At 72.5% G+C, this 16,128-nt stretch carries 14 protein-coding genes; 9 read left to right on the top strand and 5 right to left on the bottom strand.

Annotation, left to right across the window (positions count from 1 at the left end; all coding sequences use genetic code 11):
* Positions 1-58 precede the first annotated feature (58 nt).
* Positions 59-799 (top strand): hypothetical protein, encoded by a 741-nt coding sequence (locus ACFZBB_RS28455; protein WP_391128103.1) that lies wholly within the window; start codon positions 59-61, stop codon positions 797-799.
* Positions 800-1,336: 537 nt separating this feature from the next.
* On the opposite strand, the gene ACFZBB_RS28450 is transcribed toward ACFZBB_RS28455, so the two are convergent.
* Complete coding sequence (locus ACFZBB_RS28450; RefSeq protein ID WP_391128100.1) at positions 1,337-2,149, bottom strand: hypothetical protein; 813 nt, start codon at positions 2,147-2,149, stop codon at positions 1,337-1,339.
* 130 nt (positions 2,150-2,279) lie between these two features.
* On the opposite strand from ACFZBB_RS28450, the gene ACFZBB_RS28445 reads away from it, so the two are divergent.
* From ACFZBB_RS28445 to ilvD, 4 genes are all read left to right on the top strand, one after another.
* Complete coding sequence (locus ACFZBB_RS28445) at positions 2,280-3,248, top strand: Ppx/GppA family phosphatase (RefSeq protein WP_391128096.1); 969 nt, start codon at positions 2,280-2,282, stop codon at positions 3,246-3,248.
* A gap of 259 nt (positions 3,249-3,507) precedes the next feature.
* Positions 3,508-4,302: a TIM barrel protein gene (locus ACFZBB_RS28440; RefSeq protein ID WP_391128517.1), complete on the top strand. Its 795-nt coding sequence runs from the start codon at positions 3,508-3,510 to the stop codon at positions 4,300-4,302.
* Positions 4,299-4,994: a TetR family transcriptional regulator gene (locus tag ACFZBB_RS28435; protein ID WP_391128094.1), complete on the top strand. Its 696-nt coding sequence runs from the start codon at positions 4,299-4,301 to the stop codon at positions 4,992-4,994. Before ACFZBB_RS28440 ends, ACFZBB_RS28435 begins: the two co-directional genes overlap by 4 nt.
* 138 nt (positions 4,995-5,132) lie before the next feature.
* The gene (gene ilvD / locus ACFZBB_RS28430; protein ID WP_391128091.1) at positions 5,133-6,986 is read left to right on the top strand and encodes a dihydroxy-acid dehydratase; all 1,854 of its coding nucleotides are present in this window, start codon (positions 5,133-5,135) and stop codon (positions 6,984-6,986) included.
* 152 nt (positions 6,987-7,138) lie between these two features.
* Here ilvD and ACFZBB_RS28425 read toward each other — a convergent pair whose 3' ends face one another.
* Both ACFZBB_RS28425 and ACFZBB_RS28420 read right to left on the bottom strand, forming a co-directional pair.
* Positions 7,139-7,594 carry a Uma2 family endonuclease gene (locus ACFZBB_RS28425; protein WP_391128089.1) on the bottom strand — a complete coding sequence of 152 codons (456 nt, stop codon included), beginning with the start codon at positions 7,592-7,594 and terminating at the stop codon, positions 7,139-7,141.
* A gap of 50 nt (positions 7,595-7,644) precedes the next feature.
* Positions 7,645-8,811: a hypothetical protein gene (locus ACFZBB_RS28420; RefSeq protein WP_391128086.1), complete on the bottom strand. Its 1,167-nt coding sequence runs from the start codon at positions 8,809-8,811 to the stop codon at positions 7,645-7,647.
* Between the two features lie 172 nt (positions 8,812-8,983).
* On the opposite strand from ACFZBB_RS28420, the gene ACFZBB_RS28415 reads away from it, so the two are divergent.
* Positions 8,984-9,385, top strand: a complete 402-nt coding sequence (locus tag ACFZBB_RS28415; RefSeq protein ID WP_391128514.1) for an EamA/RhaT family transporter — start codon at positions 8,984-8,986, stop codon at positions 9,383-9,385.
* 190 nt (positions 9,386-9,575) lie between these two features.
* Here the strand turns inward: ACFZBB_RS28415 and ACFZBB_RS28410 are convergent, their stop codons facing one another.
* Positions 9,576-10,118, bottom strand: coding sequence for a GNAT family N-acetyltransferase (locus ACFZBB_RS28410; protein WP_391128083.1), 543 nt, complete (start codon positions 10,116-10,118; stop codon positions 9,576-9,578).
* 1,785 nt (positions 10,119-11,903) lie between these two features.
* On the opposite strand from ACFZBB_RS28410, the gene ACFZBB_RS28405 reads away from it, so the two are divergent.
* The 3 genes from ACFZBB_RS28405 (at position 11,904) to proC (ending at position 14,422) form a co-directional block, all read left to right on the top strand.
* A complete protein-coding gene (locus ACFZBB_RS28405; protein WP_391128080.1) occupies positions 11,904-12,785 on the top strand; it encodes an ATP-binding cassette domain-containing protein in 882 nt (293 codons plus the stop codon).
* Positions 12,782-13,519, top strand: a complete 738-nt coding sequence (locus ACFZBB_RS28400) for an ABC transporter permease (RefSeq protein ID WP_355350226.1) — start codon at positions 12,782-12,784, stop codon at positions 13,517-13,519. Before ACFZBB_RS28405 ends, ACFZBB_RS28400 begins: the two co-directional genes overlap by 4 nt.
* Before the next feature lie 84 nt (positions 13,520-13,603).
* On the top strand, positions 13,604-14,422 hold the full coding sequence (proC, locus tag ACFZBB_RS28395) for a pyrroline-5-carboxylate reductase (RefSeq protein ID WP_391128077.1): 819 nt from the start codon (positions 13,604-13,606) through the stop codon (positions 14,420-14,422).
* Between the two features lie 101 nt (positions 14,423-14,523).
* On the opposite strand, the gene trpS is transcribed toward proC, so the two are convergent.
* On the bottom strand, positions 14,524-15,525 hold the full coding sequence (gene trpS, locus ACFZBB_RS28390) for a tryptophan--tRNA ligase (protein WP_391128070.1): 1,002 nt from the start codon (positions 15,523-15,525) through the stop codon (positions 14,524-14,526).
* Between the last annotated feature and the right edge of the window lie 603 nt (positions 15,526-16,128).

Raw genomic sequence — 16,128 nt, 5'->3', positions numbered from 1 at the left:
GGTGCTGGCGGGGGTAGGTGCGTCGGGGCCGGAGCGGGCGGAGGCGGTTCGTGCGACGGTGGGGCTCGGGCCGCTTCCGGGGGATCGTTACGACTACACGCCCGAGGACTATCAACGGGAGAAGCGGGCAACGGCGTTGCTGGTCCGGCAGTGCATGGCGAAGCGCGGGCACGCGGACTTTCCGCTCGATCCGCGTTACCCCACCGACCCCGCCGTGCTCACCGCGGTCAGCACTGTCTACGGCGCACTCGACCTGGCCAACGCGAGCCGCTGGGGCTACGGATGGGACCCGGCGAAGTCCACTCCCACGCAGCCGCAGGGCCGTCGTATGACCCAGGCCGAGTACGCGGACTTTCCGGCCTGCAACGTGGAGGCGAACCGGCGGCTGATGCGCGGGATCGACGTCAAGCGGGACTGGCTCTACGCGAGCACGCGCTCGGTCGAGATCGACAAGGCCGTCAAACGCGACCCCCGCTTGCTCGCGGCCTGGGACGCGTGGTCCCGCTGCGTGGCCGGCCAGGGGTTCGCCCGCTACTCCGACCCGCTCGCGGCCTTCGGGGACAAGGCATGGCATCGCGGCAGCGACGGCAACACCACGCACACCCCGACCGAGCGCGGCACCGCCGTCGCCGACGTCACCTGCCAGCGTCGCCACCACACCGCCCAACTCCTGCACGCCGTACGCGCCCAGCAGCAGACCGCCGACATCGCCGCCCACCAGGACCGCTACACCGCCGGCCTCCGCGCCCTCCAGACCTTCCGGTCCACCATCTCCGACACCCTCCACCACCTCGGCTGAGGACGTCCCGCAAAGCGTCTCCCCGAACATCGAAGACGCCCCCTTCGACGACCGCGCGGGGCGTCAACACCCCGCAGCCGCCGACCGCTTTCACCGTCACGTCACCACCGCGCCCGGCCCCCACCCACCCCCGGGGCCCGTCGGGCGCCGACGTAACCGGAGGGGACGGTGCCGGGGTGCCTGGCCCCCATCCACCCCCTCCTCCGCCACCCCCAGGAACCGTTGGGCGCCGACGTACCGGAGGGGACGGTGCGGGGTGCCCCCGCAGATTTGCGTGCCGACAGGGCGTTGATGGATACGCAGGAGCAGGCAGCACGCAGCTCGAGGAGGTACCCCGTACCGGGACCGACCCGACGCACAAGAGGGCGCCCGGACGGTGCCGGGACCGAACCCCACCGCCGCCCCCCCGGCGCACAAGAGGGCGCCCGGACGGTGCCGGGACCGAACCCCACCGCCGCCCCCCCCGGCGCACAAGAGGGCGCCCGGACGGTGCCGGGACCGAACCCCACCGCCGCCCCCCCGGCGCACAAGAGGGCCCTAGGAAGCGGGGGAAGCGGGGTCGGCGGGGTGGGGGGCCAGAAGAGGAAGGTGGGGGGTGGACAGGCGGGACTCGCACAAGGCGGCGAGCGTGGCGTAGGCGTCGGGACCCATGAGTTCGGTCAGCTCCGGGCGGTACGACACGTAGACCGGGTCACCGGCACCGTGCGCGGACGTCGCCGACGTGCACCACCAGTGCAGGTCATGGCCCCCCGGCCCCCACCCCCGCCGGTCGTACTCCCCGATCGACACGACCAGCACCCGCGAATCGTCCGGCCGGTCCACCCAGTCGAAAGTCCGCCGGATCGGCAACTGCCAGCACACGTCCGGCTTCGTCTCCAGCGGTTCGCGCCCCTCCCGCAGAGCCAGCGCGTGCAGCGCGCACCCCTGCCCGCCCGCGAACCCGGCCCGGTTGGAGAAGACACACGCCCCGTCCACGACACGCGTCTGCCGCTCGCCCTCCTCGTTCTCCATCGCCCACGCGCCGTCGGCGCCCTCGGCGTGGAACTGCCACGTCTCCGGCGTGAGCCTGGCCACATGCCCGGCCACCCGCTTCTCGTCGTCGTCGTCCGAGAAGTGCGCGCCCAGCGAACAACACCCGTCGTCCGCGCGCCCCGCCACGATCCCCTGGCAGCCGCTGCCGAAGACGCACGTCCAGCGCGAGGTGAGCCACGTGAGGTCGCAGCGGAACACCTGCTCCTCGTCGGCCGGATCGGCGAATTCGACCCAGGCGCGGGCGAAGTCCAGCCCCACCTCGTCGCGGACCGTGCCTGCACTCTTCTTCTTGGCCTTGAGGGCCTTCACCTTCGCCACGCGCCCAAGAGTAAGACCGGAATGCGCCGAATGGTCGCCAACGGGTCGCGGATCGCCCACGCGCCACCGCCCGGCGGCCCCGCGCGGCCCGCGGAACGGACACCCGCGTCGGCGCGCTAGCGTCTTGCCCATGCGACTCGGAGTGCTTGACGTGGGTTCCAACACCGTCCACCTGTTGGTGGTGGACGCGCACCCGGGCGCGCGCCCGCTCCCCGCGTACTCCCACAAGGCGGAGCTGCGCCTGGCCGAACTCCTCGACGGGCGCGGCGCGATCAGCGACGCCGGCGTCGACCGCCTCGTCGCCACGATCGCGGACGCGCTGCGCGTGGCGGAGGACAAGGGCGCCGAGGACGTGCTGTCCTTCGCGACCTCCGCGGTGCGGGAGGCGGCGAACGGCGAGGCCGTCCTGGCCCGGGTGGACGCGGAGACGGGCGTACGCCTCACCGTCCTGTCCGGCGAGGACGAGTCGCGGCTGACGTTCCTCGCCGTACGCCGCTGGTTCGGCTGGTCGGCCGGGCGGCTGCTGGTGCTGGACATCGGCGGCGGGTCGCTGGAGGTCGGCTACGGCATGGACGAGTACCCGGACGCGGCCGTGTCCCTGCCGCTCGGCGCGGGACGCCTGACCGGTACGTGGCTGCCGGGCGACCCGCCGACCGCCCACGACGTACGGTCGCTGCGCAGGCACGTACGCGCCGAGATCGCCCGTACGGTCCCGGACTTCGCCCGCTTCGGCCGGCCCGACCACGCGGTGGGCACGTCCAAGACGTTCAAGCAGCTCGCCAGGCTCGCGGGCGCGGCCCGCTCCGCCGACGGCCTGTACGCCCAGCGCCGGCTGCGGCGCGGCGCGCTGGAGGAGTGGGTGCCGCGGCTCGCGGAGATGACGGCGGCGCAGCGCAGCACCCTGCCGGGCGTCTCGGTCGGCCGGGCCGGGCAGCTCCTGGCGGGCGCCCTGGTCGCGGACGCCGCGATGGACCTCTTCGGTGTCGAGGAGCTGGAGATCTGCCCCTGGGCCCTGCGCGAGGGCGTCATCCTGCGCAAGCTCGACCTGATGGTGAACGACGGCGGACCGGGGGCGGCCCTGGCCCGCTGGGGCGACTGAGCCCGTCCGCCGCGTCCGCCGCGCCCCCCGTGAGATCGGCGACAGTCCCCCCGCACCCCCCGGCACCTGCCCCTTCCGCCCCGGCCGCCGCCGTACGCTGTTTCCCGTGGCTGAACCAGCGGGTCGGAAGTCGGACGGCCGGACGACGGACGCCGCCCTGAGACGCGAATGGCGTACGGGGCAGCGCGCGCAGCACGCGCGGGAACGTCTCGCCCCGACCGCGGGGTCCGCCGCGGGGCCCCGCGGCGGCACGTCGAAGATCGTCCTGTCCACCGCCTCCGTCTACCCGGCCTCCACCGCCACCGCCTTCGAGATCGCCGCCCGCCTCGGCTACGACGGCGTCGAGGTGATGGTGTGGACCGACCCGATCAGCCAGGACGTGGACGCGCTGCGCCGCCTGTCCGACTTCCACCGGATGCCGATCCTGGCCGTCCACGCGCCGTGCCTGCTGATCGCGCAGCGCGTCTGGTCCGCCGACCCGTGGGTCAAGCTCCAGCGGGCCCGCGCGGTGGCCGAGAAGCTGGGCGCCTCGACGGTCGTGGTGCACCCGCCGTTCCGCTGGCAGCGCGGCTACGCCAGGGACTTCGTCGCCGGGATCTGGCGGATGGCGGACGAGACGGACGTACGGTTCGCGGTCGAGAACATGTACCCGTGGCGCTACCGGGACCGCGAGATGCAGGCGTACGCGCCCGACTGGGACGTCACCAACGACGACTACCGCCACCTGACCGTGGACTTCTCGCACGCGGCGACCTCCCGTACCGAGCCGTTCGCGCTGATGGCGAAGATGGCCGAGCGGATGGTGCACGTTCACCTCGGCGACAGCACGGGCTCCGCCAAGGACGAGCACCTGGTGCCGGGGCGCGGGAATCTGCCGTGCGCGGAGCTGCTCGCGTCGCTGGCGGCGAGCGACTACGACGGCCATGTGGTGGTCGAGGTGACCACCCGGCGGGCGATGTCGAGGGCCGAGCGCGAGGCGGACCTGGCCGAGGCGCTGGCCTTCACCCGGCTGCACTACGCGACACCGGCGCCGGTCGGCGGTGGTCCGGCATGAGTACGGCGAAGGCGTCCCCCGGCTCCCCGGAACCCGACGGCCCCCCGGAATCCGAGGGCCCCCAGGAGCCCGGCAAGCCGACCGGCCGCCGCCGCGGCCGTCCCGCGGGCACCAAGGCCGGGACCGCCGAGACCCGTGACCGTATCCTCGCCGCCGCCCGCGAGGAGTTCTCCGCCCGCGGCTACGACAAGACCTCCGTCCGCTCGATCGGCAAGGCGGCGGGCGTCGACTCCGCCCTCGTCCACCACTACTTCGGCACGAAGGAACAGATCTTCGGCGCCGCCATCGAGCTGTCCTTCGCGCCCGCCATGAACATCCCCGACCTCGTCGTGGCGGGCGGCGTCGACGGCATGGGCGAGCGGGTGGCCCGGCTGATGCTGCGGATCTGGGAGAACCCGGTCTCGCGCGAGCCGCTGCTCGCCATCGTCCGGTCCGCGGTCACCAACGAGACGGCCGCCGCGGTCTTCCGCGGCCTGGTCAGCCGCCGCGTCCTGGCCCGCCTCGCGGGCGGCCTCGACGTGCCCGACGCCGAGTTCCGCGTGCAGCTCGCCGCCGCCCAGCTCGTCGGGATCATCATGCTGCGGTACATCGTGCGGGTGGAGCCGATGGCCTCCGCCGACCCCGAGGACATCGTCGCCATGGTCGGCCCGGTCCTCCAGCGCTACCTCACCGCGGCCGACGTCCACCCGTAGGACCCCGCCCCCGTAAAGCCCCAGGGGACCGCACGTCCCGCATACCGGACCGAACGTCCGGATCCTGGGCGACGGGCGTACCCTCGATGCTCTAGTACGGAGCAGTACGAGCCAAGTGAACCCAAGGGAGTGGACACCGTGCCCGAGCTGAGGTCACGTACGGTCACCCACGGCCGCAACATGGCGGGCGCCCGCGCGCTGATGCGCGCCTCCGGCGTCGCCAACAGCGACATCGGGAAGCCGATCATCGCGGTCGCCAACAGCTTCACCGAGTTCGTACCGGGTCACACGCACCTTCAGCCCGTCGGCCGGATCGTCTCCGAGGCGATCCTCGCGGCGGGCGCGGTGCCGCGCGAGTTCAACACGATCGCCGTGGACGACGGCATCGCGATGGGCCACGGCGGCATGCTCTACAGCCTGCCGTCCCGCGACCTGATCGCCGACTCCGTCGAGTACATGGTCGAGGCGCACTGCGCGGACGCGCTGATCTGCATCTCCAACTGCGACAAGATCACCCCGGGCATGCTGATGGCCGCGCTGCGCCTCAACATCCCGACCGTCTTCGTCTCCGGCGGCCCCATGGAGGCCGGCAAGGCGACGCTGGTCGACGGCACCGTCCGCAAGCTGGACCTGATCAACGCCATCGCGGACGCCGTCAACGAGAACATCTCGGACGAGGACATCCTCCGTATCGAGGAGAACGCCTGCCCGACCTGCGGCTCCTGTTCCGGCATGTTCACCGCCAACTCGATGAACTGCCTCACCGAGGCCATGGGCCTGGCCCTGCCCGGCAACGGCTCGGTGCTGGCCACGCACACCGCCCGCAAGGCGCTGTACGAGAACGCCGGCCGCACCGTCGTGGAGCTGACCAAGCGGCACTACGAGCAGGACGACGCGTCCGTGCTGCCGCGCGCCATCGCCACCCGCGCCGCCTTCGACAACGCCATGGCGCTCGACATCGCCATGGGCGGCTCCACCAACACGATCCTGCACCTGCTGGCCGCCGCCCAGGAAGCCGAGCTCGACTACGGCCTGGACGACATCAACGCCGTCTCGCGCCGCGTCCCCTGCCTGGCCAAGGTCGCGCCGAACGTGGCGCCCGGCGGCACGTACTACATGGAGGACATCCACCGGGCCGGCGGCATCCCCGCCATCCTCGGCGAGCTGTACCGCGGCGGGCTGCTCAACGAGGACGTGCACACCGTCCACTCGCCCTCCATCAAGGAGTGGCTCGACGCCTGGGACGTGCGCGGCGGCTCCGCCTCCGACGAGGCCGTCGAGCTGTGGCACGCGGCGCCCGGCTGCAAGCGCTCCGCCGAGGCGTTCTCGCAGTCCGAGCGGTGGGACACCCTGGACACCGACGCCGCGGGCGGCTGCATCCGCGATGTCGCGCACGCCTACTCCGCCGACGGCGGCCTGGCCGTGCTGCGCGGCAACCTCGCCCTGGACGGCGCGGTCGTGAAGACCGCGGGCGTGGACGAGTCGATCTGGACCTTCGAGGGCCCGGCCGTCGTCTGCGAGTCGCAGGAAGAGGCCGTCGACAAGATCCTCGCCAAGCAGGTCAGCCCCGGCGACGTCGTCGTGATCCGCTACGAGGGTCCGCGCGGCGGCCCCGGCATGCAGGAGATGCTCTACCCCACGTCCTTCCTCAAGGGCCGCGGCCTCGGCAAGGTCTGCGCCCTGGTCACCGACGGCCGCTTCTCCGGCGGCACGTCGGGCCTGTCCATCGGCCACGCCTCACCCGAGGCGGCCTCGGGCGGCACCATCGCCCTGGTCGAGGACGGCGACCGCATCCGGATCGACATCCCCAACCGCTCCATGGAACTCCTGGTGTCCGAGGAGGAGTTGGCCGCCCGCCGCGAAGCCCTCGGCGGCGTCTACGCCCCCCGCGACCGCACCCGCAAGGTCTCCACGGCCCTGCGCGCCTACGCGGCCATGGCCACCAGCGCCGACCGCGGCGCCGTCCGCGACATCACCAAGCTGGAGCGCTGACACCGGCAGCACACGCACGACGCCCCCGTACCGTGACCCGGTGCGGGGGCGTCGTGCGTGCGGACGCGCTGTACCTGGACGTACGCGTATCCGTGCGGTGACGAACATGTACGTGCACATGTTCGCGCACGCGTACGCGTACGGGTCGACGGTCAGAGGTGGTCGATGCCCGTGAGGTCGACGTTGATGCGGTACGGGACCTGGACGGTCAGCTCCTCGCGGTGCACGCCGGTGAGGGCGTACGAGTGCGAGGCCGGATCCCACTCGTGCACGTAGACCATCGGGCGCTCGGTCTCGGTGTCCTCCTCCACGCGCCACAGGTGCGTGACCCCCGCTTCCTCGTACGGGTGAGGCTCGCTCTCGTCGGCGTCGGCGGGCAGGACTTCCACGGCGAGGACGACAACGTTCTCCGCCTCCGCGCCGACCACGACGATGTCCGGTTCGGCCACCGTGCGCTCGTCCACGACCACCGCCACGTCCCTGCGCACCCGCAGGTGCGCGGGGAGCGTACGGCGGAGGCTGTGCGTCATCAAATACCGCGCCAGCGTGCGGAATCGCTCCTGCCGCGCGGGGCTCTCAGCGGCGTGCGCCGTTAATTTTCCTTCCATGGACAGTAAGTATGACCCCTGGGTAGAGAATGACGCTGGCATATGCCAATTCACAGGTGTCGGCCGCGCCTCGCCCGGGCGGTCCTGAACACGAGGAAACCGCCGAGGAGCAGCGATCCGGAGGCGAGTCCCGCCGCCCATCCGACCTCGGCGCCGGTGTGCGGGAGGGTGTCGCCGCCCGGGGTGGTCCAGGTCCCGGTGGGCGTCGGCGGGGGAGTGGTGCCGGCTGTCCCCGACGGGTTCGGGGAGGTGGCGGGCGGGGTGGTCGGTGACGTCGTGGGCGAGGTGGTGGGTGAGGTCGTGGGCGGTGGGGTCGTGCCGCCGCCGGTGTCCGTCCCGGTCGGTGTGGGCGTACCGGTGGTCGGCGTCGGTGTCGCCGGCGTCGTCGAGTTGATCGAGTTCGTCGGGGTCGGGCTGGAGGTGTCGCACGTGACGGCGACGTGGCCGAGGCGGAGGTCGACCAGCGGTCCCGAGTACGCCGGGGCGCCGCTCGTGTCGGTGAACGTGCCGCTGACGGTGATGTCGACGCCCGCGTCCGCGCTGGTGGCGGCCGTGGGGGCACCGCCGGGCGGGTGCTGGTACGGCTCGTACGTCACGGTGAGCGTGCCGCCGCCGATGCCGGAGGCGCCGATCTCCGCGCCGGTCACGTCGAAGGTGGTCGTCCCGACCGGGACGGTGTGGCCGAGTACGTCGATCACACCGCCGTCCGTCCGCGCGTACGCGAGCGCGTACGGGCCCACCGGCGGCGGAACGCACTCCGCGTACGCGTCCAGCGACCCGACGCTGACGAAGTCCTTGGAGTTCAGGCCGAGCGTGAAGCCGCCCGTCTGGGCCTGCGCGGAGGTCTTGCCGGGGCCCGCGTCCGTACGGGCCGTGACGGCGCCGATCACCGTCAGGTGCGACAGCACGCCGGACGGGTCGGAGAAGTCACCGCCGTCCGGGCCGCCGTCCGGGGCGGAGGAGGCGTGGCCGTACCGGCCGTGGAAGGCGCTCAGGCCGAGCGGCGGGGCGGGCGCGAGGGTGAGGTCGACCAGGGAACTGGTCGCCGCCCCGGCCGCGCGGGGGCCCGCGGCCGTCGCCGCGCCGGACCCGGCGGCCAATGTGCAGGCGGCGGCGGTGAGGGCGGCGGCGCCCAGGCCGAGGAGGAGGTGGGGGGCGGGGGGACGACGTCGGAGCCCGGGCGAGGCCGGGGGGACGTCTGACCGGATGTCTGACATATCGTCAGGAAAACGCATCCTGTCGTGCGGGTCGTCGATCGTCGGCCGAACGGGTGTGTCAGGGAACGTCCCGTTCTGGGTCATAATCGATGGCGTGGACGAGGTGAGCGAAGTGAAGCGGCGGGTTGGCGGGGGCGGTGGCGGAAGCGGGAGCGGCGGGGCGGCTGAGGGGATGCCGCGGCCCGAGCCGATCCGTTTCTTCGGGACGTCGTGGGTCGCGCACGACGGCGGATACGCCTGGCGGCGGGCCGGGCTCGCGGTCGGGTCCCTCGTCGCCATCGCGGTGGGGGCGGCGGTGCTGCGGTTCGGCTTTCAAGGGCTGGCCGACGCCGACGTCGGGCCCTTTGTGACGTTTCTGGCGGTGGCCGGGTTCGCCGTGTGCAGCGCTCTCGCTTTTCAGCGGACGTGGCGGGGGTTTTCGCGGCGGCGGGAGGCGGGGGCCGAGCAGGGGCTTCTGGCGATCGGCTTTCTCGGCGTGCTCCTCGCCTATTTCCTTCGGGCCTTTACCGAAGCGCCGGGGGAGGCGCTGCACCGGGCCGAGCATGTTGCCGCCTCGGGGCGGCGCCGGTCCTAGTCCTTCCCGCCCTCCCCCTACCTTCGGAGGGGGGACCCCCATGCCGTGCGGGTGTTTTTTCGTCTGCGGGTGCCGCTTGTGCCTGGTCGGTCCCGGTCCGGGGCACTTCCTCGGGCGGCGAACCTGCACCCGCTTCGACTTGCTTCTGGCCTTGTCCGTTCGTCCTCCTGCGGGGGCTCCTTTCGTGGGGTCACCCTCGGCGCGTCCACAGGCCGAACCACTGCTCGGCGCCGTACTCCTCGAAGCGTTCGACCTCGGTGAATCCAAGCTTTTCCGCCACGCGCAGCGATGCCGTATTGGCGGTCTGGGCGCAGAGCACCACCGGCTCGCCGGGGAGCGCTTCGGCGGCCCAGTTGAGCGCTGCCGCGCAGGCTTCGGTGGCGTATCCGTGGCCCCACGCCTCGGGCAGGAACATGTAGCCGAGTTCGGGTTCCTCGCCCTCCGGACGGACGTGCCCTTTGCTCCCGGCGCCGTGCCGGTCGATCGTGACGATGCCGATCATCGCTCCGTCGAGGTCGACCACGAAGAGCCCGTGCCGCCGCCTTGGCGTCTCGGGCACCGCCCGCTCCATCTCGTCCCGCTCTCGGGGCCCTCCCACATAGGTCCCCACCTCCGCCGAACAGAACAACTCAATCACCGCCCCCCGATCCCCCGCCTCCGGCTCCCTCAACCAAAGCCGCCCCGTCCGAATCCCCCCACCCGGCCACCCCTCCACCCACCCCAACTCACCCATCCCCCCAACCTATCCCCGCCCCCACCCACGCCCCGCGATCCCCATTGCCTCTCCCCCCTGCTAGCGCCTCGCCTCCCCCCGCCCGACCCATGAGCCCCGCGCCCGCCCGCATCCCCCGCCGTCGCCAGGCAGACCCCACCCGCGCCCCACTCCGACAAACCGCCACCCGCCCACGAGCCCGACCCCATCCCCCGCCCGCCCACCCAACGGCGAACCGCCCCCCACCTCCCCGCCCCACGGCGTACCGCCCTTCCGCAGCCGTGCCGGAGGGGCGGGACCCCACCCGCCCCCTCCGCCCACCGCACGGCGGCCCGCCCCCTCCCGCCCACGGCGTACCGCCCCTCCGAAGCCGTGCCGGAGGGGCGGGACCCCACCCGCCCCCCTCCGCCCACCGCACGGCGAACCGCCCCCGCCCACCCACGGCGTACCGCCCCCGCCCACCCACGGCGTACCGCCCTTCCGCAGCCGTGCCGGAGGGGCGGGAACCCACCCACCCCCCTCCGCCCGACCCACGGCGCCTCCGCCCACCCACGGCGGACCGTCAGGCGGCGACGTACCGGAGGGGACGGGCCGGGGTGCCCCCGCAGATTTGCGTGCCGACAGGGCGTGGACGAATGGGCAAGGAGCAGGCAGCACGCAGCTCGAGGAGGTGCCCCGGCCCGGGACCGACACCAGAGACAGGGCGGTGGGCAAAGGAAAGGTGCCCGGGGGGAAAGACCCCCAGGCACCGAGGTGCGCCGACAATGCGACACGGGTGACGTCAGGCGCTCAAGAAACGTCAAGCGCTCAAGAAACGTCAGGCGCTCAAGAAGCGTCAAGCGCTCAAAAGACCTGAAGCGCTCAAGACGTCAAAGCCTCAGGCACGCCGCGCAGCCGAAACGGTCCCGACGGCTCCCACGACAGCCGCCACGACAGCCCCGTGCCAAACCCCGGTCCAGAGCGCCCCGAAGAACCCCTGACTGGTCAGGACCTCCCGAATAACGAAGTCGCTGACAAGCATGAGCGCGCCGGGCACCGCCGCCACCCGCCACGGATGCTCCCGCGCCCACCTCCGTATCCGGTGGTCCCGCCCCCGCGCGCCCCCGGAGTACCCGAGCACCGCCCCGGCCCCGCCCACACAGTAGAAAAGCAGGGCGCCCACGGACAGCGCCCCGGCCAGAATGCCGAGCCCGAAGTGCCCGTGCACGAGGTGCAGGGCAAGCGACACCCCACCCCCGATCGCACCGACGGCAGCAGCCGGCCGCCAAGGTCCAAGCGTCGCCGAGGCCACGGCCAACTGCCGCTTCTCAACGCGCGATGCAGCAACTTCTCGGGATGAACGCCTCATACCGCAACGATCCTGCGCCCCCACCGCGAACGCCATAGGGGATGACCCTGACCGACCCCGGACGAGAGACCAGGGCCCCCGGACGAGGGCCCCCGGACGAGGGCCCCCCGGACGAGGGACCAGAGACGCCGCCCCCCGGCCATGACACGGCCCCCCGGACGAGGGACACCGGCCCCCGGCCCGCGCCGGCCCGCACAACACCCGCACCCGCCCGCCGGCCCCGGCCCCCGCCGGCCCCGGCCCCGGCCCCGGCCCCGGCCCCCGCCGGAGTCGGCCCCGGCCCCGGCCCCCCGGGCCCAGGAACACCGGCCTCGCCCAAGACCCGCACCCACCCCGGCCCCGGCGCCGTGCCCCGGGCCAGGCCCCCACCGAGCCGCCGCCAGGCCCCCCGAAAACCCACCCCCCCTCCGGAGGAGCACGGCTTGACGCGCACCCCGTCACGGGTGTTTATTCATCACATGATGAATAAAGCCCCCGGACCCGCCATCGAGGCCGCCGGCCTCCGCGTCGTACGCGGTGGCCGCACCGTGCTCGACAACCTCTCCTTTACCCTCCCGCCCGGCCGAATCACCGGCCTCCTCGGACCGAGCGGCTGCGGAAAATCCACGCTGATGCGAGCGATCGTCGGCTCGCAGGCCCACGTCACCGGCACCCTCAACGTGCTGGACCACCCGGCGGGCCACCGCAGCCTGCGCCCGCGCCTCGGATACGTGACGCAGGCGCCGTCGGTCTACTCCGACCTCACCGCCCGGCAGAATCTCGACTACTACGCCGCCGTCCTCGGCATCGCGCACCGCGACCGCGCCGCCCAGGTCGAACGCGCCCTGACGGACGTCAACCTGATGTCGCACGCCGACAGCCTCGCCGCCAACCTCTCCGGCGGCCAGCGAGGCCGGGTCTCCCTCGCGGTGGCCCTCCTCGGCGAGCCGGAACTGCTCGTGCTGGACGAGCCGACGGTCGGCCTCGACCCGGTGCTCCGCAGGGACCTGTGGGAACTGTTCCACCGGCTGGCCGACGAGCGCGGCGCGACCGTACTCATCTCGTCGCACGTCATGGACGAGGCGGAACGCTGCCACCGCCTGCTGCTCATGCGCGAGGGCCGCATCCTCGCCGACGACACCCCCGACGCACTGCGCGAGCGCACCGGCTCCGACACCGTCGAAGAGGCGTTCCTGCGCCTGGTCGACGCGGCCAACGACGAAGCCAGCGGCGCGAGCGAGGCCAAGGGCGGCGGGGCCAAGGGCGCGAGCGGAACCTCGCAGCAGAAGCCCCCCGCACAAGCCAGTGCCAGTGCCAACGAATCCGCCGAGTCCACCCCCACAGAATCGACCGCGCGATGAACCTCGACCGCACCTTCGCCACGGCCCGCCGCGTCCTGCGCCAGCTCAGCCACGACCCGCGCACGATCGCCCTGATGCTCGTCGTCCCGTGCGTGCTGCTGACACTGCTGAAGTACGTCTTCGACGCCAGCCCGCAGACGTACAACTCGGCCGGCGCCTCGCTCCTCGGCATCTTCCCGCTGATCACGATGTTCCTGGTCACGTCGATCGCCACGCTGCGCGAACGCACCTCGGGCACCCTGGAGCGGCTGCTGTCCATGCCGCTGGGCAAGGCCGACCTGCTCGCCGGGTACGCGCTCGCGTTCGGCGCCGTCGCCGTCGTCCAGGCCGCGCTCGCCACCGGTCTGTCCGTCCTCGCGCTCGGCCTCGACGTCACCGGCTCGGCGTGGCTGCTGCTGGTCGCCGCGCTCGCCGACGCCTTCCTCGGCACCGCGCTCGGCCTGTTCGTCAGCGCCTTCGCGTCCAGCGAGTTCCAGGCCGTGCAGTTCCTGCCCGCCGTGCTGCTCCCGCAGATCCTGCTCTGCGGCCTGTTCGTCCCGCGCGGCGACATGCAGCCGGTCCTCAGCGGCCTGTCGAACGTGCTCCCCATGTCGTACGCCGCCGACGCCACCACCCAGATCGTCCACCACACGGGTGTCACCGGCGACTTCGTACGCGACCTGATCATCGTCGCCTGCTGCGCCCTCCTGGCCCTCGGCCTGGGCTCGGCCACCCTGCGCCGTCGCACCACCTGAGCAGCACCACCCCGGTTGACCGGACGTACGACCGAAGGGCGGACGCGGCCCGCTTGCCCCGTCCGCCCCTGCGAAGATGACCCCATGACCGCCCAGAAGCAGAAAGTCGCCGTTCTCGGCACCGGCAAAATCGGCGAAGCCCTCCTCTCCGGCATGATCCGCGCCGGATGGGCCCCGGACGACCTGCTGGTCACCGCCCGCCGCCCCGAACGCGCCGAGGAGCTGCGCGCCCGTTACGGCGTCGAGGCCGTCACGAACGCCGAGGCCGCCAAGGCCGCCGACACCCTGATCCTGGCGGCCAAGCCCCAGGACATGGGCGCCCTGCTGGACGAGCTGGCCGCGCACGTACCGGCCGACCGCCTCGTCATCAGCGCCGCCGCCGGCATCCCGACCGCCTTCTTCGAGGAGCGGCTCGCGGACGGCATCGCGGTCGTACGGGTCATGCCGAACACCCCCGTGCTCGTGGACGAGGGCATGTCCGTGATCTCGGCGGGCCGCCACGCCACCGAGGCCCACCTCGCCCGTACCGAGGCCATCTTCAAGCCGGTCGGCAAGACCCTCCGCGTCCCGGAGAAGCAGCAGGACGCCGCGACCGCCCTGTCCGGTTCCGGACCCGCGTACTTCTACTACCTGGTCGAGGCCATGACCGACGCGGGCATCCTGCTCGGCCTCCCGCGCGCCCAGGCCCACGACCTCATCGTCCAGTCCGCGATCGGCGCCGCCGTGATGCTCCGCGACAGCGGCGAGCACCCGGTCAAGCTCCGCGAAGCCGTCACCTCCCCGGCGGGCACCACCATCAACGCCATCCGCGAGCTGGAGAACCACGGCGTACGCGCCGCCCTCCTCGCCGCCCTCGAAGCCGCCCGCGACCGCAGCCGCGAGCTGGCCTCCGGCAACGGATGACCCGGCTCGACGGTTACGGCCGCGGGTAGGTAGGCAGGGGCGCGGACGCGGTAAGCGGTACGCGCGGAGATACGGATACGGGTGTACGGATACGGCCGCGGCTACGTGAGCGGCAGCAGCCCCACCGCCCGGTAGGCCGCGTCAACGGTCGGCCGGGCCAGCGCCCGCGCCGCCGCCGCGCCGTCCCGCAGCACCCCGTCCACGTACGACGGATCGGCGCTGAACTCGGCGTGCCGCGCCCGCAACGGCCGCAGCAGCTCCACCACCGTCTCCGCCGTGTCCCGCTTCAGGGCCCCGTACGCCGTGTACTCCCCGGCCAGCGTCTCCGGCTCCTTGCCCGTACAGGCGGCCAGGATGTCCAGCAGGTTCGCGACGCCCGGCCGCGCCTCGCGGTCGTACTCCACCTCGCCGGCCCCGCTGTCCGTCACCGCCCGCATCACCTTCTTGGTGATCGCCTCGGGTTCGTCGAGCAGGTAGATGATCCCGGCGGTGGCGTCGTGCGACTTGCCCATCTTGCCGGTGGGGTCCTGGAGGTCCATGACCCGCGCGGCCACGGCGGGCCGTACGGCGCGGGGTACGACGAACGTCCGCCCGTACCGCTGGTTGAACCGTTCCGCCAGCACCCGCGTCAGCTCCACATGCTGCGTCTGGTCCTCGCCGACCGGCACCTCGTCGGCGCCGTACGCCAGGATGTCCGCCGCCATCAGCGCCGGGTATGTGAGCAGCGACAGCCGTACGCTCTGCCCGGCCGCCTGCGCCCGCGCGGACTTCTCCTTGTACTGGATCATGCGCCGCATCTCACCGTCGGTGGCCACGCACTCCATGACGTACGACAGCCGCGCGTGCTCGTCGACGTGGCTCTGCACGAACACCGTGCACACCTGCGGATCGAGCCCGGCCGCGAGCAGCAGGCTTGCCGCCTGCCGGGTGAGCCGTCGCACCCGCGCCGGGTCGTGGTCGACGGTGAGCGCGTGCAGGTCGACCACGCAGAACAGCGACTCCGCCCGGTGCTGGTCCTCGTCCGCCCACCGCCGGATCGCGCCGAGGTAGTTCCCCAAGGTGAGGTGCCCGGTCGGCTTGACCCCACTGAAAATCCGCGTCATGACTGCTGTCTCCTGGTCCTGGTCGGGTTCGCGGGACCACCGCCCACCGCGGCCGGGACAACAGAAAACGGCCGCCGGGGCGGCGGCCGTTGGATGCATACGTGACTCCTGGCCGCCCTAGGCGGCCCACCACTGAGAGGTGCACGCATGCGATGTCATACGACCCACAGTAGCCCTCCGGCCACCGCCAGGGCACCGGGTTGACACTCCCCGGACCCGTGCGTAACGTTCTCCGGGTTGTCCGAGCGTGAGCGCCGACTCCGGTCGGTCCCCGGACAGCCATTCCGCAGCAAACAAACGAGCGACTACGGCCTGCCGTGGCGTTCACTTGTGCGCATTCGGAATGGGGCAGGAACGGAAAGCGGCCGATTTGGTTCGACCGCCGAAGTTCAGCTAATGTCTCACTCGTCGGAACGGCCGAACAGCCGGAAAGACAAGCCCCGCTGACTGGGGGTCAGGCACTGGAAAGCGTCTGATAGAGTCGGAGACACGACGAAGGGAAAGCCCAGAGGGCCGGTGAAACGGTCTGAAGGAAGCTTCCGTTCCTTGAGAACTCAACAGCGTGCCAAAAGTCAACGCCAGATATGTTGATACCCCGTCTTC

Source organism: Streptomyces sp. NPDC008139, assembly GCF_042957025.1.
GTDB lineage: Bacteria > Actinomycetota > Actinomycetes > Streptomycetales > Streptomycetaceae > Actinacidiphila.
This window is presented reverse-complemented; position numbering and strand designations above follow the sequence as displayed.